Here is a 16,848-nt window from a genome sequence, read left to right as displayed (position 1 = left end):
CCCGGATCGTGATGGACATCATCTGCGCGCACTCCTACCTCGGCTACACCCGCTTCGCCCGCGCCGCGGACCGGCTCAGGGCCGCGGGCATGCCGGTGACGGTGGAGTTCCTGCCCTTCGAACTCGCCCCGGGCGCCCCTGCCGACGGACGTCCGCTGCTGACGGTCCTGGAACAGACCTTCGGCCCGCAAGCGGCCGGCGGCTGGAGTACGGCAAGGCGATCGCCACCGGCACCTTCGACGCCCACTGTCTCCTCGCCGACGCCGCCCACCAGGGCAAGGCCGAGCTTATGGCCGAACGGCTGTTCCGCGCCCACTTCACTGACGGGCTGCACGTCGGCGACCCCGCCACCCTCGCCCGGCTGGCCGCCGAGATCGGCATCGGCGCCGGCCAGGTACCCGCCGCCGAGCTGCGCGCCCGGCTCGACCGCGTGCGCCGGCTCGGCATCACCGGCGTGCCGGTCTTCCTCGTCGAGAACCTGCCCCCGCTCACCGGATCGGCGAGCGAGACCACCTTGCTGGCGGCCCTGCGACAGGCCGCCGCCATGAAGGGAGAACTCCGTGATCACTGACCCGCTGCGGCTGGCCGTCATCATCGGCAGCGTCCGCGACGGACGCTTCGGCCCGACCGTGGCCCGCTGGTTCGCCACCCAGGCCGCGTCCCGCCCGGACCTCGACGTCGACGTGATCGACTTGGCCGAGGTGCCGATCGGCGGGGTGGCCCCGTCGATGTCCGCGCCCGCGCCGGTGCTGGAGGCCCTGGGCGGGCTGACCCCGAGGCTGACGGCCGCCGACGCGTTCGTGGTGGTGACCCCCGAGTACAACCACAGCTACCCGGCCGCGCTGAAGAACGCCATTGACTGGCACAACCAGCAGTTCCACGCCAAACCGGTGGCGTTCGTCTCCTACGGCGGCCTGTCGGGAGGGCTGCGCGCCGTGGAGCACCTGCGTGCCGTCTTCGCCGAGCTGCACGCCGTCACCACCCGCGACACCGTCAGCTTCCACGGCGCCTGGGAGTGCTTCGACGCCAACGGGCAGCCGAAGGACCCGGTCGGCCCGGCCGCGGCCGCGAAGACCCTGCTCGACCAGACGACCTGGTGGGCGCGCATCCTGCGCGACGCCAGGACCACCACCCCCTACACCGCGTAAAGCAAGAAAGGCGTGATCATGACGACATTGACCGGCAAGACCGCGCTGGTGACCGGCGCGAGCCGGGGCATCGGCCGCGCCATCGCCACCCGGCTGGCCCGCGAAGGCGCGCGCGTCGCCGTGCACTACGGCGGCAACCACACCGCCGCCAAGGACACCGTCGCCGCCATCGAAGCGGCCGGCGGGCGGGCCTTCGCCGTCCAGGCCGAGTTGGGCGCGCCCGGCGACGCCGAAGCCCTGTGGGCCGCCTTCGACGCGCAGGCCGACGGGCTGGACGTCCTGGTCAACAACGCGGGCATCCTCGGCGGGCAGGCCGAGATCGACGGCGTCACCCGGGAGGGCTTCGAGCGCCTGCTCGCGGTCAACACTATTGCCCCGTTCTTCATCACCCAGCAAGCCCTGCCCCGGCTGCGCGACGGCGGCCGGATCGTCACCGTGGGCACCATGCTGACGCGCGGGGCGGCCATTCCCAGGGCGATCGACTACGCCATGTCCAAGGCCGCGCTCGACGTCATGACCGTCGCCCTGGCCAAGAAGCTTGGGCCGCGCGGCATCACGGTCAACCTCGTGGCCCCCGGCGTCATCGACACCGACATGCACCAAGGACGCCTCGTCGGCGACGCCCTGGCCTGGCTGTCGTCACAGACGCCCCTCGGCCGGCTGGGCACGCCGCAGGACGTGGCCGACACCGTCGCTTTCCTAGTCTCCGACGACAGCCGCTATGTCACCGGCCATCGGCTCGACGTCTCAGGCGGAACGACCATGTAGCCCACGCCGGCGGACCGCCCGCCCGGCACTCATCCGCTCGCTCCGGTTCGACGGCCATGGCCTGTGTCCGCCGGGGAGCGGCTCAGGGGGCGATCGGCGGCTGCCGCTTGTGCTCGGTGAGCCGGTAGCGGCGGACGATCGTCTCGAAGGCGGCCCCGTCGACCGGCTCGCCCTCCAGGAAGTCGTCGATGTGGTCGTAGGCGACGCCGAGCGCCTCCTCGTCGGGCCTGCCCGGGTTCAGCGTCTCCAGGTCCGCGGTCGGGACCTTGCCGACCAGCTCCGGCGGCGCGCCCAGAGCCTGGGTCACGGCCCGCACCCGCCGCTTGGTCAGGCCGGCGAGCGGCACCACGTCGGCCGCGCCGTCACCGAACTTGGTGAAGAAGCCGGAGACCGCCTCGGCGGCGTGGTCGGTCCCCACGACCAGCCCCCCGTGCGCGCCCGCCACCGCGAACTGGACGATCATGCGCTGCCGCGCCTTGATGTTGCCGTGCACGAAGTCCTGCTGGTGGGCGTCGCGGAAGGCCATGCCACCGGCCAGCAGCGCCTCCAGCGCGGCGTCGCTGGCGGGCTTCACATCCACGGTCAGGACCTGGTCGGGCCGGATGAACTCCAGCGCCAGCCGCGCGTCCTTCTCGTCGGCCTGGTCACCGTACGGCAACCGCATCGCGTAGAACGTCGCCTCCCGCCCGGCGGCGCGGACCCGCTCGACGGCGAGCTGGCACAGCCGGCCCGCGGCGGTGGAGTCCACCCCGCCGCTGATGCCCAGCACCAGCGCGCGCAGGCCCGTGGAGGTCAGCTGGGCGGTGAGGAAGGCGACCCGGTGCTCGATCTCCCGCTGCGCGTCGAAGGAAACGCTCACCCGGAGATCCCGGGCGATCTCCTGCTGCAGGGACATGGATGCCGGATCGGTCACGGTGGCTCCTCGGTCGGGCCCGCGGGCCCTCAGACGGGGTCGGCACGCGCCGCCGGGCCGGGACCCCGGGCGCGCGGGGGACGTAAGCACTCTAGGGGAAGGCCGCGAAGCCCGGCTCGGGGCGGGGGCCGTCGAGACGTCCCCGCTCCCGAAGCGCCACGGGCGGAACCCGGTGACCGCCGCCTCCCCGAGAGGGGGACGATCGGCACGGACGGCGCCCTCTCGGACTTCCCAGGGTCCGCCTGACCTTTCCGGAGGAAGGCGGTGTGAACACACGCGTGGACCGGCGACCCCGCCGTGGACGGGTCACGCTACGGCGCCGCCCGGCCTCGACCACCGGACGCGGCCGGCGCCGCCCGGCGCCGCAGGACCAGCCATCGGCCGGCCAGTCCGGCGGCGAACATGGCCGCGCCGGCGAGCACCGACTGCCACGGCAGGGTGACCACCAGGGTCAGGCAGCCGGCGACGCCGAGCACGTTGAGCCAGCGCGGCCGGCGGCGGTCGGCCGCGGGCTGGGTGAACGCCGAGGCGTTGGCGATCGCGTAGTAGACGAGCACGCCGAACGAGGAGAAGCCGATCACGCCGCGCAGGTCGGCGACGGACACCAGGACGCAGACCACCACCGCCAGGGCGATCTCGGCGTGGTGCGGCACCCGGTGGCGGGGATGGACGGCGGCGAGCCCGCCGGGCAGGTCGCGGTTGCGGGCCATGGCCAGGACGGTGCGGCCGACACCGGCGATCAGGGCCAGCAGAGCCCCCAGCGCCGCCAGCGCGCCGCCCGCCCGCACCACCGGGGCCAGGAAGCCGGCGCCCGCCGCCTCGACCGCGGTGGTCAGCGGCGCGCCGGAGGCGGCGAGCCGGTACGGCCCGGCCGCCAGCAGCGCCCCGACCCCGACCACCAGGTAGACGGCCACGGCGACGAACAGGGCGATCTCGATCGCCCGCGGGATGGTGCGGCGCGGGTCGCGGACCTCCTCGCCCATGGTGGCGATGCGGGCGTAGCCGGCGAAGGCGAAGAACAGCAGCCCCGCGGCCTGCAGGACGCCGTAGACGCCGCCCGTCACCCGCCCGCCGCCCAGATTCGCCGGGTCGGCGTGGCCGCCCGCCGCGATGCCCGCCACCACCACGGCCAGGGCGGTCAGGCTGGTGGCGACGAGCACCCGGGTGAGCAGGGCCGTCCTGGTCACCCCGTGGTAGTTCAGCGCGGTCAGCCCCAGCACCGCCGCGACGGCCAGGGCGCGCTGCGCCCACCAGGGGCCGGGCAGCGCGTAGGAGGCGAAGGTGAGCGCCATGGCGGCGCACGACGCGGTCTTGCCGATGACGAAACCCCACCCGGCGGTGAACCCCCACCAGTGCCCCAGGCGCTCGCGGCCGTAGACGTAGGTGCCGCCGGAGACCGGGTAGACCGCCGCCAGCTGCGCGGAGGCGACCGCGTTGCAGTACGCGATCACCGCAGCGACCACCAGCCCGATCAGCAGACCGGCGCCGGCGGCACGCGCGGCGGGGCCGAACGCGGCGAACACCCCCGCCCCGATCATCGACCCGAGCCCGATGACCACCGCGTCGCCGGTGCCCAGCCGGCGCGCGAGCCGGTCGTCGCCGCCCCGGGACGGCTCGGACGAGGGTGCGCCGTCGGGCCGTGGTCGGGACGCCACCGCCACCTCCTCGGCAACCGTTCGTCGGATGGGCCTGATGCATCGTCCCACGGCCCCGCCGGGTCGGGTCGCCCCGGCCTCCGCGTCCCGCTCCCCGGTCACGGGCGGTCCGCCCGGGAGCCGCCCGCGTGGTCCCTGGCCCAGGTGGCGAAGGTGCGCGCGGGGTGGCCGGTCGGCTCCGGCACGGCCCGGGTGAGCTCGACGGGACGTCCGTCGCCGGACCGCCACCGGTCCAGCAGCGAGGAGGCGTGGGAGGCGGGATGTACCCGGCGCTCACGCCCTATCTGAATCCATTCCGATGTGGGCAAGCTTGTCGGGGTTGGCCACCGAGTGGATCGAGTGGACCATGCCGTCGGCGATGTCGAGCTCGATCACGCCGATCACGCGGCCTTCGGCATCGAACTTGACGGCGCCCGGCCGGCCGTTGACCCAGGCCGGCCGGAGAGAGACCCCCAAGGTCCCGGCCCGGCGGAACACGCCGAGGAGCAGCCGAACGACCGGTAGTCTCCCGGCCAGCCGTTTTCCGAACGCCTGCGCCTTGCCGCCACCGTCCCCGTGCAGCACCACGTCGGGCGCGAGCATGCGGAGCAGAGCGTCCATGTCGCCACCCGCGGCGGCCTCGAAGAACCTGCGGGCGAGTTTCTCGCCTTCCGCCCGCCGCTCGCGGGGCGGCGCGCCGCCGGCCGCCCGGCCTCCGGCAGCGATGCGCCGCCGGGCGCGGGCGAAGATCTGCCGGCAGTTCACCTCGCTCTTGCCGGTGATCCTCGCCACCTCCGGGTAGCCGTACCCGAACACCTCGCGCAGCATGAACACCGCCCGCTCCACCGGCGAGAGGGCCTCCAGCAGCACCAGGAACGCCATCGACAGCGAGTCGGCCAGCTCGGCCTGCTCGGCCGGCCCCGATCCGTCGGCGGGCACGACGACCGGCTCAGGCAGCCAGTCGCCCACGTAGGTCTCCCGCCGTACCCGCGCCGAACCCAGGTGGTTGATGCCCAGCCGCGTCACCGCCGTGGTCAGGTACGCCTTCGGATTGACGATCACAGTCCCTTCCCGGTGCGCCCGGCTCAGGCCGAGGAAGGCGTCCTGCACGATGTCCTCGGCATCGCCCACGGACCCGGTCATCCCGTACGCGATGGAGAACAGCAGCGGCCGGTAACCGACAGCCTCTTTCTCATCCGCCGATCCCGGCATACGACCCCTCCCGGCTCGCGTATCGAGGCTCCACGCGGAGCCCGTCTGTCCCGCCCCGTCCTCGGTCTTGTCCACGATGCCGACGTGCGGCCTCCGGCTGCACCCCGGTCAGCCGATGAAGGACTCGGAACCGAAGCGGCCCCACGCCACGAAGGCGGCCAGGGCGAGATAGACCAGGTTCCCCACGGCCGGCATGACCTCACCACGGCGCAGGTGCGTGACCGTCGCACCGACCATCAGCACCACCACACCGGCCGCCGCCACCGGCACCAGAACCGGCGCGATGCCGGTCACCGCGGGCAGGAGGAGTCCCACCGCTCCCAGGACCTCGACGGCCCCGAGGACCTTCAGGAACCCGGCGCTGAAGTCCGCGGTCCATCCCGCACCGCGCATGGCGGCCATCTTCTCCCGAGGCACGATCAGCTTGCCGACGCCACCGGTGAGGAGGACGACAGCCAGCAGTCCGGCGCAAATCCACAGGGCGAGGTTCATGAGATCTCTTCCAATGAGAGTTGTCGGGGTATCCGGTCCTGAGACCGGAGCGGCGATCGGTGCACGGGCCGTACCGCCGACGCCGGACGGCGTCCGGCGTCGCCTCGCCCGTTATCCGTGCCGGCCGGGCTGGTAGTCACCGGCGGGCTGCCGGGTGATGAGGTTGAAACGGTTGATCGCGTTGATGAGGGCGATGAAGGAGACCAGCGCGGCGAGTTCGTCCTCGGAGTAGTGCCCGGCGGCCTCGGCCCAGACCTCGTCGGTGACGCCACCGGCGGCGTCGGCGATTCGGGTTCCCTGCTCGGTCAATTCCAGCGCGGCGCGTTCGGCCCCGGTGAAGACCGTGGCCTCGCGCCAGGCGGCGACCAGGTTGAGACGGGTGGGGCTCTCCCCGGCGTGCAGGGCCTCCTTGGTGTGCATGTCGACGCAGACGGCACAGCCGTTGATCTGGCTGGCGCGGAGCGTCACCAGCTCGCGCGTCGAGGCCGGCAGCGTCGAGTCCGCGAGCGCCTTACCCGCCGCGATGAGGTGCTTCAGGGACTTGCCTGCGACCGGATTGCCGAAGAGATCCATACGAGCATCCATGATGCGCTCCTGACGTTGTCTCACTGTCGCCCCTCTCAGACAGAGCAACTCGGCGGTTTGTGACGGCAGCCACGTGTGACGTGCGTCTCTCCGTCCCAGGCGACGACCGTCCGCCCGGGTCTCGGCGCGGGCGGGCACACGCGGGATCAACGTCGTTCGTCGGATGGCCTGATGCATCGTCCCGGGGCCGCGCCGGGTCGGGCAGCCCCGGCCTCCGCGTACCGCTCCCCGGTCACGGGCGGTCCGCCCGGAAGTCGCCCGCGTGGTCCCTGGCCCAGGTGGCGAAGGTGCGCGCGGGGTGGCCGGTCAGCTCCGGCACGGCCCGGGTGAGCTCGACGGGACGTCCGTCGCAGGACTGCCACCAGTCCAGCAGCGAGTCGGCGTAGGGGGCGGGGATGTGTCCGGCCGTCTCCCGCTTCCACTCCTCGCGGGTGACCTCGCGGAAGGGGACAGGACGGCCGGTCACCCGGCTCAGGATGCCGATCTGCTCGGCGAAGGTGAGCGACTCCGGGCCGGTGAGGGTGTACGGCCGCCCGCCCAGACCGGGGTCGGCGAGCACGGCGAGGGCGGCCTCGGCGATGTCGGCCTCGTGGATCGGGTCGCTGTGGGAGCCGGGGAAGGGCAGGCTGATCGGCCGGCCCGACCGCACGCTCCGGCTCCATGCGAGCGCGTTGCCCGCGAACGAGCCGGGCCGCAGCGACGTCGACCGGACGGGAGAGGCGTCGAGCGCCCTCTCCACGTCCAGGTGGGACTTCGCCACCGGGCTGTCTCCGGCGTCCGGGGCGAGGACCGAGGAGGACGACAGCAGCACGATGTGCTCGACGCCGGCGCGGGCTGCCTCCTCGGCGAACGCTTCGGCGTGCGACGGGTTGGCGTACAGGAAGACCGAGGTCACGCCCTTGAGTGCGGCGGCGAAGGTGGACGGGTCGGTGAGGTCGCATCGGACGGTGTCCGGGCCGTCGGGCCGGCTGGACGCCGCGCGGACCGGGAGGGCGCGCTCACGCAGCAGGCCGATGAGGGACCGGGCGACGGCGCCGCGGCTTCCGGTGACGAGAACGGTCATCTCGATGGTTCCTTTCGATGGTGCGCCGGGGTCGTGCGGGGCCGTGCGTGGCATGGTCCGTACGGGGCCGCGGCGGATGAGGACGGCGCGTCGCCGTGCGGCGGATGCGGCACCGTGGAGTGAGGACCCACGGGTCCCTTTTCGGGAGGCGCATAGGATGCGACGCGGCGCAGACTCTTTGTTAGAAAGAATCTGTGTGACGAATAATCTTCGTGGCGAAGACAAATTTGAGGCATGGAGGCACCGGGTGTCAAACCGATCGGAGTTGCTCGCGCGCGTCGTGGGGGAGAGTCAGCGGCACTACGCCGCCTACACGCTGTTCAACCAGGCGATGGCCGACCGGATCGGACTGCACCCCACCGACGTGCAGTGCATCGCGCTGCTCGACCTGGAGCCCGGGCCGGTGACGACCGGCGAGATCGCCCGGCTCACGGGGCTGGCGTCGGGATCGGCGTCCCGGCTGGTCGACCGCCTGGAGAAGGCGGGTTTCGTACGACGCCTGTCCGACCCGAACGACCGCAGACGCGCCCTCGTCGCCCTGGTCCCCGACGCGGCCGGGCGGATCGAGGAGGCGTGGGACGTCCCGGGCCGGGCGTTCGGCGCGGCGCTGGACCACTACACCGACGAGCAGTTGGAGATCATCGCCGACTACCTCCACCGGACCGCCGAAGTGGGCCGTGAGCAGGCCCGGAGGCTGACGTCGGGAGATCCGCGGCCGCGGCCCGGCGGCTGACCTCCGGGGAGCGCCGCAGCGGTGGCCCGCCGACCGGCTCCCGAGGGGTCGTGGCCGTGACCCGCCGGTGGGGCGGAGCGCCCGCCCCACCGGAAACGCTCATGCCCCGCCGGGGCGGCGGGGCATGAGTGTGGATGTCGTGCAGGTGGTGGGATCCTCCGTACGGCGGGGCGGCCTCACTCCTCGCCGGAGAACCTCTCCCAGGCCGACTGCCGGGTCATGCCCAGGGCGGCGCCGATCCTGGCCCAGGTGACGCCGCGGTCGCGCAGCCGGCCCACCCAGACCCGCAGGCTCTCGTCGACCTGGGCGCTCACGGTGGCGACGCGCGGCAGGAACTCGAGGATCTGCTCGTCGGTCATGCGGTCCGGCCAGGGGATCTCGGCCTCCTCCGACGGCTCGGCCGGCGTCTCGAGGATGATGTTGCACAGCCCCACGCACTCGTTGCAGATGTAGACGCCGGGGCCGGCGACCACCTTGCCCACGTCGCTCTTCGGCTTCGCGCAGAACGAGCAGTGGATCCGCTCGTCGGCCAGGGATGGGACGGTCATGCGATCCTCCGAGGCGGCCTTTGTCAGGGTTTTCCTGACGAGTGATCGCGACTCTAACGCGTCAGGCGAATCCTGACAAGCGACGGTGCCGCCCCGCGACGCGCCCCCGTCCGGGGCCTCCTCGTCCGCGGGGTCGCCGGCGAGCGCCCGGGCGGCCGCCGCCTCGTCGCCGCTCCAGCCCCAATGGCCGTCGTCCCCCTGCCGGGACTGCTCGTCGATCCACCGGTTGTGCGCCTCCCAGGCGGCCTGCCTGGTGGTGCCCAGGGCGGCGCCGATCCGGGACCACGGGGCGCCGGCCCGGCGGGCCGACCGTACGGTGAGCTGGCGTCCCTGGCCCGCCTTGCGGGCGATCACCTCGCCGAGCGCGAGCAGCTCCAGCGCCTCCTCGCGTGTCAGGGGCGGCGCGTCCAGGCCGGACGACGCGGCCTCGGGCCCGTCGTCCTCCTCGGGCGGCGGCGCGAGCGCCTCCCGGATGCGCAGCGCGTCGTAACGCGCGACCGCGTTCAGCAGTGTGAACCGGTGTTCAAGGTCCTCAGGAGTGGTCATGTCCCGAGTATTTCGTCAGGCCGCCTTGACGTCAAGGCGGCCTGACAATCATGTGCCGTGCCCGCCGTACGGCCCGGCCGACCGGAGCTAGGGCAGGCGGCGCTGGATGTCGACCAGGATCTCCAGCATCTGGGTCTGGACGCCCTGCATCTGAGCCTGGGACGCCTTCACGCTCTGCACCTCCTCGTGCAGCGCCTGGACCTTCACCCCCATCTCCTTGAGGTTGTTCGCCACTCCGTTGATCCGGACGGTCAGGCTTTCTGCGGCCTCCATCTGGTCGGCCCGGATTTGGATCAGCTCGGTCTCCAGCGCGGAGGCGAGTCGCAGCGCGCTGTCCTTGATGCTCATCGCGATCTTCCCTTACCTTGGTGGTAAGGGACCTGGCTGGTATCAGCAGTCAGGTCCCGCTTCTTCGAAGGGTAGCCGGGATCGGCTCGTCGGTCCCCGGTGACGGCACTAGGCCGACACCGCTCTCTGGCCGAGTGGGATGCCGGCCGGTAACGGGACACACACGAAACCTTACCGAAAGTCACTGGATCGTCACCGGCGAAACCAGGAAAACCCGGCCGACGTCCTCGCATTGGTGACGCAGGGCCTGCCCAAAGCCCAGTCGGCCCGGCGCGTCCATATGACCGAGGCCGGCGTCAAGACCTACGGCAGCCGCATCCTCACCGAACTGGGCTGCGCGAACCGGGTGCGGGCGGCCCTGCTGCTGCGTGCCGCGCCGTTCCCGTCCTGGTCCCAGGAGACCGCCGGGTCTTCGGGTCTCCGGGCGAAGGCCCGACTGTGATCCGGTGCGGACGTCTCCCCGCTTGCCTCATCAAGCCGAAGAATCCCCTGAAAATTCCCTTAATGGCGCTTTTAGCAGGCTATTCGATCCTGCCTCGGCGAATGCAAGAGACCTTTGCGTCGAGTTCATCCCGCGAGGCCGCTGATATGTGTCCCTCCGCAGTTCAGGGCTGATTTTCGGGGTATGGCGACGTTCCATTCACGGTAGGGTCGGCACGTAGAACTGGATATCGAAAACGACAACGGCGACCCCGCTCAGGGTCGCCGTTGCGGCCAGGGATCACAGGGCGCGCCAACGCCCTCCTCCCGGCTGCCTCACTCAACCCACTACCAGGAAACTTGAGGAGGCCGACGTGAGCGTATCTGACGCTGCACGCGGATCTGAAGTAACCCCCGCCTCATCGGCCGGCATCTCGTCCCCGCGACCGGGAAAGCGTGGCGCGAACACCACCTCCAATCACACCGCCATCCGGCGTGGCCGCATGCGTGGTGATCGCTTCACCCAGATCTCCAACGATCTCGCCCGCGACCACCGGCTCACCCGTCGTGCCCGCGGCCTGTTCGTCGAGCTGGCTTCCCACCGCGAAGGGTGGCAGACGAGTCTCGCCCAGCTCGCCGAGGCCGGCCCTGAGGGTACTCACGCGCTTCGCGTCGCCATCGCCGAACTGGAGCAGTACGGCTACCTCGTCCGCAGTCAGATGCGTGATCCCGAGACCGGTCGCGTCGCCGGCACCGAATACTGGATCACGGACTGCCCCGAGGAACATATCGCCAGCTCGGACCCGTCGTCGGAAAACCGCATGACGGACGCGGGGATGGATCCTCCCAGCTCGGAGCCGTCATGCGGTTTTCCGACGACGGCTTACCCGACAACGGCTCAGCCGATATCGGGTGGCCGCACGCATAAGAAGAACACCATTCATAAGAACACCAACGACAAGAAGACCACTTCTAAAACCCCGGCCTCCTCCGCTGACGCTCCGGAGCCCGGAGGGGAGGAACGGCAGTCGAGCATCCCCGGTGAGGACGACCTCCTCCTGGCGTCTCAGGCGAAGAAGGCCAACCGCCGCAGGACCAAGGAACGTAGCCCCGAGGAGCAGGCACGCTTCGAGTTGGCCGGCATCCTCGCTCGCGGCTGGTGGGACCGCTGCGCCGAGCTGAACATCCCGAACCTCAGCCGCGGTACCACCGCGTTCGTCGGGTTCCGCGCCATGGTCGAACGTGCCCTCGCCGCCGGCTGCACGGAGAACGAGCTGAAATGGGCGTTGGAAGACCTCCGTGACCCCTTTCCCTCCACCAAAGGGCTTCAGAACGCCATCGGCAGACGCCGCGGCGTCATCACACGAAGTCACACCGGTCGCTCCACCGCCAACCGCCGCATCCAGGTCATCAAGGACTCCGAGCAGGCCGCCCAGCAGGATGAGCGTAGGGAGATGTTCGGATGAGCACCGACTACGCTGGAGCCCCGCTGAAGGGCGCCATGGCGAAGATCATGGCTGCCCTGCCCGAGCGGGTCCTTAGGGAGTGGGAGGCTGAAGGCTGTCTCACCGTTCGCTACGAGGACGACCCCGCCGACGTACGCACCGAAGTCCGCGCCCGTCGCCGTGACATCTGGAAAGCCGCCGTGCCCGCCGTGTTCGTCGATGCTTCTCTCGACCAGCTCACTCCTGAACAGGACCCGGACGGCCAGGTCTCCGGCTGGCTCGCCTCCGGCGCGACCAAATTGCTCCTCGTGGGTGATGCCGGGACCGGTAAGTCCTACGCAGGCTTCGCCGTCGCCAACGCCGCCGTCGCCCAGACCGAACCCTTGTGGGTCATGTACTACCGGGTACCAGACCTGATCCGTTCCCTCCAGCCTTCCAGCGGCCGAGAGGACTCCACCTATCGCTTCGCCACCGAATGCGATCTGCTGTATCTGGATGACTTCGGTGCCGAGATGGTCACCGACTGGCGCCTCGAGCAGCTTTGGCGCGTCATCGACCACCGCACCGCTAACCGACTGCGGATGCTCATCACCACGAATCTGCCTTATGACGACAAAGGCTTCAAGGGCACCTCTGAGATCGCCCGTCCCGTCGCTCCGAACCTCGTCGACACCTACGGGCTCCGCATCGTTGACCGCATGATCGATGGCGCCATGATCGTCCGCTACGTGGGCCGCTCCAGGCGAACGGTGGCCCCCTGGTGATCGATCGGCCCATGAAGCCCGTTACCGCGTACCGTTGCCGGTGCCGTGGCCTGTCGTCGGGTGCCTGTCACAACGACGTGAAGGCGGCCTCCCCACCGGGGAGGCCGCCTTCACGTCGTTGCCGGTCAGTCGGTGCCGGACTCCATCGCGGCCTGGTCGAGCAGCACCTCGTCGGCGGGGGCCTCGCCGCGGGAGGCGATCGCCTCGGCGCCGCCCTCGGACATCGCGCCGATCAGCCCGGTCGAGGCGGCCTGTGCGGCGCCGATCAGCTGCGGGTGGCCGCTGCCGACCATGCCGAGCCGGGCGTACTGCTCCAGCTTGGCGCGGGAGTCGGCGATGTCGAGGTTGCGCATGGTCAGCTGGCCGATGCGGTCGACCGGGCCGAAGGCGGAGTCCGCGGTCCGCTCCATCGACAGCTTGTCCGGGTGGTAGCTGAACGCCGGTCCGGAGGTGTCGAGGATCGAGTAGTCGTCGCCGCGGCGCAGCCGCAGGGTCACCTCGCCGGTGATCGCCGTGCCGACCCAGCGCTGCAGCGACTCCCGCAGCATCAGGGCCTGCGGGTCCAGCCAGCGGCCCTCGTACATCAGCCTGCCCAGCCGCCGGCCCTCGTTGTGGTAGCTGGCGAGGGTGTCCTCGTTGTGGATCGCGTTGACCAGCCGCTCGTAGGCGGCGAACAGCAGCGCCATCCCCGGCGCCTCGTAGACGCCCCGGCTCTTGGCCTCGATGACCCGGTTCTCGATCTGGTCGGACATGCCCATGCCGTGCCGGCCGCCGATGGCGTTGGCCTCCAGTACCAGGTCGACGGGGGAGGCGAACTCCTTGCCGTTGATCGTCACCGGGCGGCCCTGCTCGAAACCGATCGTGACGTCCTCGACGGGGATCTCGACGGACAGGTCCCAGAACCGGACGCCCATGATCGGGTCGACGATCTCGATGCCCGCGTCGAGGTGTTCCAGCGCCTTGGCCTCGTGGGTCGCGCCCCAGATGTTGGCGTCGGTGGAGTACGCCTTCTCGGTGCTGTCGCGGTAGGGCAGGTCGTGGGCGAGCAGCCACTCCGACATCTCCCTGCGGCCGCCGAGCTCGGTGACGAAGTCGGCGTCCAGCCACGGCTTGTAGATCCGCAGGGACGGGTTGGCCAGCAGGCCGTAACGGTAGAACCGCTCGATGTCGTTGCCCTTGAAGGTGGAGCCGTCGCCCCAGATCTGCACGCCGTCCTCGAGCATGGCGCGCACCAGCAGGGTGCCGGTGACGGCCCGGCCGAGCGGGGTGGTGTTGAAGTAGACGCGGCCGCCGGAGCGGATGTGGAACGCCCCGCAGGCCAGGGCCGCGAGGCCCTCCTCCACGAGGGCGGCCCGGCAGTCGACCAGCCGGGCGATCTCCGCGCCGTACGCGGTGGCGCGCCCGGGCACCGAGGCGATGTCGGGTTCGTCGTACTGGCCGATCTCAGCGGTGTAGGTGCATGGCACCGCACCCTTCTCGCGCATCCACGCGACCGCAACAGAGGTGTCGAGGCCGCCGGAGAAGGCGATCCCGACCCGTTCACCGACAGGCAGAGAAGTGAGCACCTTGGACACGAGTAGAAGTATATACATAGCACTGCATGACTATGCAAGCGGAGGAGGCGGGCGCGTGTCCGGCGTCCCCCGCCGGGACGCACGCCGCACCCCCGGCGCCCCGGCCGGCACGCTCTCCGTCCCGCGGGAAGATCATCCGGGTGCCTTGCGGCTGAGGTGCTCCCAGGCGCGGTACTTCGCCACCCGGTCCTGGAGGTCCTGCTGCACCATGTCGTAGGACGCGGCGCCGACGATGAGACGCCGGGGCGGCTCCGGCAGGTCGACCAGCTCCATGATCACGGGGGCGGCGGTCTCCGGGGCGGGGCCGGCCTCGTCGCCCCACATCTCGATCAGCCTGTCGCGCAGCTCCCGATAGTGCGGGTCGGGCGTGGTCATGGTGGTGCCCGTGGTGAACAGACCGGTGTCGTAGCCGCCCATCTGCACGATGGTGAGCTTGACGCCGAACTGCTCGGCCTCCCCGGCCACGGCGTCGGAGACCGAGTCGAGCGCCGACTTGCCGGCCGCGTACAGTCCGACCATCGGGAAGCCGCCGCCGGTGCCCATCGTCGTGACCTGCAGGATGCGGCCGGAACCCTGGGCGCGCAGGTGCGGCAGCACGGCCTGGGTGACCCAGAGCGCGCCGAACAGGTTGACGTCGAAGTGGGCTCTGATCTGCTCCTCCGTCGCCTCCTCCAGCATGCCCAGGAGCATGACGCCGGCGTTGTTGACCACGATGTCGAGCCTGCCGAAGGCCGCGACCGCCCGCTCCACGCCCTCGAACACGGCCGCCCGGTCGGTGACGTCGAGCGACAGCGGCGCCAGGTCGCCGGGGTGCCGCCGCGCGAGGTCGGCGAGCGGCCCGACGTCGCGCGCGGCCCCGACCACCCGGTCGCCCGCCTGCAGCGCCGCCTCGGTGAACGTCCGGCCCAGTCCTCGTGACGCGCCCGTGATGAACCACACCCTGGTCATGGGCTCCACCTCCGCTTGCTCGAATCCGTTGTCGCGAGACAAGACGTTACGTCTCGTCTCGCAACAATGTCAAGACGGAACGTCTCGTCTCATGCGTGGTACGATCCGGGACATGGCCAAGCAGCCCGATCCCGCCCGCCGCAGCCAGCGCTCCCGGCAGGCCATCCTCACCGCGGCCCGCGAGCTGATCTCCGAGGTGGGATACGCCAAGCTGACCATCGAGGCCATCGCGGCCAGGGCAGAAGTGGGCAAACAGACCATCTACCGCTGGTGGCCCTCCAAGGGGGCGGTGGTCCTGGACGCCTTCCTGGCGCTCAGCGAGAGCGGGCCGGAGCAGGACATGGCGCTGCCTGACACCGGCGACCTGGAGGCCGACCTCAAGACGGTGATGCGGGCGACGGTGGCCGAGTTCGCGGATCCGGCCTTCGAGAGGCCGATCCGCGCGCTCAACACCGAGATCATCAACGACCCCGCCCTGACCGCCATGTACCTCGAGAAGCTGGCCGGTCCGGTGGACGAGGCCAAGAAGGCCCGGCTGCGCAGTGCGCAGCGCGCCGGGCAGCTCGCCGCCGGCGCCGACCTCGACCTGGCGCTCGAACTGCTGTACGCCCCCCTCTACCAGCGCTGGCTGCTGCGTTCCGGCCCGCTCACGGCGCAGTACGCCGACGCCCTCGTCGACGCCTTCCTCAAGGCCATGGGGCCGGACACCGACCGCGGCACCGCCGCCCCACGCGGCTGAACCGCGGCGGAACAGGCTCTCCCGGGCTCCGGAGGCGGGCCCTGCCCCAGGAGGACCGCCGGAGCGGATCTCATCCCGGGGGACTCCGGGAGGACAATGATCCCCATGCATCCCGTCACGTACGCCGAACCGGCCGAGCCCCAGCCCGAGATACCCCTGGTCGGCGGGGACGTCACCGAGGGGGTGGTGCGCGTCGGCGACACGGTCCGACGCCCGGTCGGGCCCAACGCCCCGCTCGTCCACGCGCTGCTGCGCCACCTGGAGGAGGTCGGGTTCGCGGGCGCCCCGCGGCTCCTCGGCATCGACGCGGCCGGGCGCGAGGTGCTGACCTTCGTCCCCGGTGAGGTCGCCGGACGCCCCAGGCCGGAGTGGGTCGCCGACGAGGAGCGGCTGGTCTCCGTCGGGCGCCTGGTGCGCGCCTACGACGAGGCCGTCGCGGGCTTCTCCGTCCCCGAGGGGGTGCGTCCGGGCGCCGGGATCTCGGAGGCGCCGGGCATGCCGCCCGCGCCGCCCTACCCGGCCGAGCTGGTCGGGCACATGGACTACACGCCGGACAACATCGTCTTCCGGGACGGCCGGGCGGCCGCGCTGATCGACTTCGACCTGGCCAAACCGGTCGCCCGGGTGGAGGAGCCGCTGAACGCGATGCTGTACTGGGCTCCGCTGGGCGATCCCGCCGACGCCGGCCCGCCGCTGCGCGGGGTGGACGCGCCGCGCCGCTGCCGGATCCTCGCCGACGCCTACGGGATGTCGGAGACCGACCGCTCCCGCCTCGTCGAGGTGGCCGTGCTGCGCGCGCGGCGGTCGTGGTTCTCGATGAAGAGACTCGCCGAGGAGCGGGGCGGCGGCTGGGCGAGGATGTGGGACGAAGGCGTCGGCGACCAGATCAAACGCCGGGAGGCCTGGCTGGAACGCAACGGCGCGGCCCTCGAAGCGGCGCTGACCGCGCCCTGACCTTGCCTCCGGCT

General features: G+C 71.4%; 19 protein-coding genes. 9 read left to right on the top strand and 10 right to left on the bottom strand.

Annotation, left to right across the window (positions count from 1 at the left end; translation table 11 throughout):
• Window positions 1–22 precede the first annotated feature (22 nt).
• From AB0D67_RS10320 to AB0D67_RS10310, 3 genes are read left to right on the top strand one after another with little or no spacing between them, the layout of a single operon-like run.
• On the top strand, window positions 23–571 hold the full coding sequence (locus AB0D67_RS10320) for a DsbA family protein (RefSeq protein ID WP_362932124.1): 549 nt from the start codon (window positions 23–25) through the stop codon (window positions 569–571).
• Complete coding sequence (locus AB0D67_RS10315) at window positions 561–1,148, top strand: NAD(P)H-dependent oxidoreductase (RefSeq protein ID WP_362932065.1); 588 nt, start codon at window positions 561–563, stop codon at window positions 1,146–1,148. Before AB0D67_RS10320 ends, AB0D67_RS10315 begins: the two co-directional genes overlap by 11 nt.
• A gap of 18 nt (window positions 1,149–1,166) precedes the next feature.
• On the top strand, window positions 1,167–1,916 hold the full coding sequence (locus AB0D67_RS10310; RefSeq protein WP_362932063.1) for an SDR family oxidoreductase: 750 nt from the start codon (window positions 1,167–1,169) through the stop codon (window positions 1,914–1,916).
• Between the two features lie 82 nt (window positions 1,917–1,998).
• On the opposite strand, the gene nadE is transcribed toward AB0D67_RS10310, so the two are convergent.
• The 6 genes from nadE to AB0D67_RS10280 all read right to left on the bottom strand — a co-directional run bounded on the left by nadE (window position 1,999) and on the right by AB0D67_RS10280 (window position 7,815).
• A complete protein-coding gene (gene nadE / locus AB0D67_RS10305; protein WP_362932122.1) occupies window positions 1,999–2,811 on the bottom strand; it encodes an ammonia-dependent NAD(+) synthetase in 813 nt (270 codons plus the stop codon).
• 329 nt (window positions 2,812–3,140) lie between these two features.
• Window positions 3,141–4,484: an APC family permease gene (locus tag AB0D67_RS10300; protein ID WP_362932061.1), complete on the bottom strand. Its 1,344-nt coding sequence runs from the start codon at window positions 4,482–4,484 to the stop codon at window positions 3,141–3,143.
• A 273-nt stretch (window positions 4,485–4,757) separates the two neighbouring features.
• Window positions 4,758–5,675, bottom strand: a complete 918-nt coding sequence (gene sigJ, locus AB0D67_RS10295; RefSeq protein ID WP_362932059.1) for an RNA polymerase sigma factor SigJ — start codon at window positions 5,673–5,675, stop codon at window positions 4,758–4,760.
• Window positions 5,676–5,783: 108 nt separating this feature from the next.
• Entirely contained in the window at window positions 5,784–6,167 is a 384-nt protein-coding gene (locus AB0D67_RS10290) for a DoxX family protein (RefSeq protein ID WP_362932057.1), read from the bottom strand.
• A gap of 111 nt (window positions 6,168–6,278) precedes the next feature.
• Window positions 6,279–6,752 (bottom strand): carboxymuconolactone decarboxylase family protein, encoded by a 474-nt coding sequence (locus AB0D67_RS10285; protein ID WP_362932055.1) that lies wholly within the window; start codon window positions 6,750–6,752, stop codon window positions 6,279–6,281.
• 232 nt (window positions 6,753–6,984) lie between these two features.
• On the bottom strand, window positions 6,985–7,815 hold the full coding sequence (locus AB0D67_RS10280; protein ID WP_362932053.1) for an NAD(P)H-binding protein: 831 nt from the start codon (window positions 7,813–7,815) through the stop codon (window positions 6,985–6,987).
• A gap of 247 nt (window positions 7,816–8,062) precedes the next feature.
• On the opposite strand from AB0D67_RS10280, the gene AB0D67_RS10275 reads away from it, so the two are divergent.
• Window positions 8,063–8,548: a MarR family transcriptional regulator gene (locus tag AB0D67_RS10275; RefSeq protein ID WP_362932051.1), complete on the top strand. Its 486-nt coding sequence runs from the start codon at window positions 8,063–8,065 to the stop codon at window positions 8,546–8,548.
• Between the two features lie 176 nt (window positions 8,549–8,724).
• Here the strand turns inward: AB0D67_RS10275 and AB0D67_RS10270 are convergent, their stop codons facing one another.
• Window positions 8,725–9,642, bottom strand: coding sequence for a ClpX C4-type zinc finger protein (locus tag AB0D67_RS10270; protein ID WP_362932049.1), 918 nt, complete (start codon window positions 9,640–9,642; stop codon window positions 8,725–8,727).
• Window positions 9,643–9,729: 87 nt separating this feature from the next.
• Window positions 9,730–9,990, bottom strand: a complete 261-nt coding sequence (locus AB0D67_RS10265; RefSeq protein WP_362932047.1) for a hypothetical protein — start codon at window positions 9,988–9,990, stop codon at window positions 9,730–9,732.
• Window positions 9,991–10,129: 139 nt separating this feature from the next.
• Between AB0D67_RS10265 and AB0D67_RS10260 the strand changes: the two genes are divergently transcribed.
• From AB0D67_RS10260 to AB0D67_RS10250, 3 genes are all read left to right on the top strand, one after another.
• Window positions 10,130–10,432, top strand: a complete 303-nt coding sequence (locus AB0D67_RS10260) for a LuxR C-terminal-related transcriptional regulator (protein WP_362932045.1) — start codon at window positions 10,130–10,132, stop codon at window positions 10,430–10,432.
• A gap of 352 nt (window positions 10,433–10,784) precedes the next feature.
• Window positions 10,785–11,876, top strand: coding sequence for a hypothetical protein (locus AB0D67_RS10255; RefSeq protein WP_362932043.1), 1,092 nt, complete (start codon window positions 10,785–10,787; stop codon window positions 11,874–11,876).
• Entirely contained in the window at window positions 11,873–12,619 is a 747-nt protein-coding gene (locus tag AB0D67_RS10250; protein ID WP_362932041.1) for an ATP-binding protein, read from the top strand. The genes AB0D67_RS10255 and AB0D67_RS10250 overlap by 4 nt, the downstream gene beginning before the upstream one ends.
• A 125-nt stretch (window positions 12,620–12,744) precedes the next feature.
• Here the strand turns inward: AB0D67_RS10250 and argG are convergent, their stop codons facing one another.
• Entirely contained in the window at window positions 12,745–14,193 is a 1,449-nt protein-coding gene (gene argG / locus AB0D67_RS10245; protein ID WP_362932039.1) for an argininosuccinate synthase, read from the bottom strand.
• Between the two features lie 132 nt (window positions 14,194–14,325).
• The gene (locus tag AB0D67_RS10240; protein ID WP_362932037.1) at window positions 14,326–15,141 is read right to left on the bottom strand and encodes an SDR family NAD(P)-dependent oxidoreductase; all 816 of its coding nucleotides are present in this window, start codon (window positions 15,139–15,141) and stop codon (window positions 14,326–14,328) included.
• Window positions 15,142–15,253: 112 nt separating this feature from the next.
• On the opposite strand from AB0D67_RS10240, the gene AB0D67_RS10235 reads away from it, so the two are divergent.
• Window positions 15,254–15,880, top strand: a complete 627-nt coding sequence (locus AB0D67_RS10235; protein WP_362932035.1) for a TetR/AcrR family transcriptional regulator — start codon at window positions 15,254–15,256, stop codon at window positions 15,878–15,880.
• Between the two features lie 105 nt (window positions 15,881–15,985).
• Window positions 15,986–16,834 (top strand): phosphotransferase, encoded by an 849-nt coding sequence (locus AB0D67_RS10230; RefSeq protein ID WP_362932033.1) that lies wholly within the window; start codon window positions 15,986–15,988, stop codon window positions 16,832–16,834.
• Window positions 16,835–16,848 lie beyond the last annotated feature (14 nt).

The organism is Streptosporangium sp. NPDC048047, assembly GCF_040653115.1.
In the GTDB taxonomy this organism is placed as follows: Bacteria; Actinomycetota; Actinomycetes; order Streptosporangiales; family Streptosporangiaceae; genus Streptosporangium.
The sequence above is the reverse complement of the archived record's forward strand: the minus strand, read 5'-3'. Positions and strand labels throughout refer to the sequence as shown.

What these genes read in the sequence shown, in the direction of transcription:
- AB0D67_RS10260 (WP_362932045.1), top strand. Translation starts at nt 10,130, where the DNA reads ATGCCGGCCGGTAACGGGACACACACGAAACCTTACCGAAAGTCACTG.
- AB0D67_RS10285 (WP_362932055.1), bottom strand. Translation starts at nt 6,752, where the DNA reads ATGGATGCTCGTATGGATCTCTTCGGCAATCCGGTCGCAGGCAAGTCC.
- AB0D67_RS10270 (WP_362932049.1), bottom strand. Translation starts at nt 9,642, where the DNA reads ATGACCACTCCTGAGGACCTTGAACACCGGTTCACACTGCTGAACGCG.
- sigJ (WP_362932059.1), bottom strand. Translation starts at nt 5,675, where the DNA reads ATGCCGGGATCGGCGGATGAGAAAGAGGCTGTCGGTTACCGGCCGCTG.
- AB0D67_RS10265 (WP_362932047.1), bottom strand. Translation starts at nt 9,990, where the DNA reads ATGAGCATCAAGGACAGCGCGCTGCGACTCGCCTCCGCGCTGGAGACC.
- AB0D67_RS10280 (WP_362932053.1), bottom strand. Translation starts at nt 7,815, where the DNA reads ATGACCGTTCTCGTCACCGGAAGCCGCGGCGCCGTCGCCCGGTCCCTC.
- AB0D67_RS10240 (WP_362932037.1), bottom strand. Translation starts at nt 15,141, where the DNA reads ATGACCAGGGTGTGGTTCATCACGGGCGCGTCACGAGGACTGGGCCGG.
- AB0D67_RS10290 (WP_362932057.1), bottom strand. Translation starts at nt 6,167, where the DNA reads ATGAACCTCGCCCTGTGGATTTGCGCCGGACTGCTGGCTGTCGTCCTC.
- AB0D67_RS10230 (WP_362932033.1), top strand. Translation starts at nt 15,986, where the DNA reads ATGCATCCCGTCACGTACGCCGAACCGGCCGAGCCCCAGCCCGAGATA.
- AB0D67_RS10235 (WP_362932035.1), top strand. Translation starts at nt 15,254, where the DNA reads ATGGCCAAGCAGCCCGATCCCGCCCGCCGCAGCCAGCGCTCCCGGCAG.
- AB0D67_RS10250 (WP_362932041.1), top strand. Translation starts at nt 11,873, where the DNA reads ATGAGCACCGACTACGCTGGAGCCCCGCTGAAGGGCGCCATGGCGAAG.
- AB0D67_RS10310 (WP_362932063.1), top strand. Translation starts at nt 1,167, where the DNA reads ATGACGACATTGACCGGCAAGACCGCGCTGGTGACCGGCGCGAGCCGG.
- nadE (WP_362932122.1), bottom strand. Translation starts at nt 2,811, where the DNA reads ATGTCCCTGCAGCAGGAGATCGCCCGGGATCTCCGGGTGAGCGTTTCC.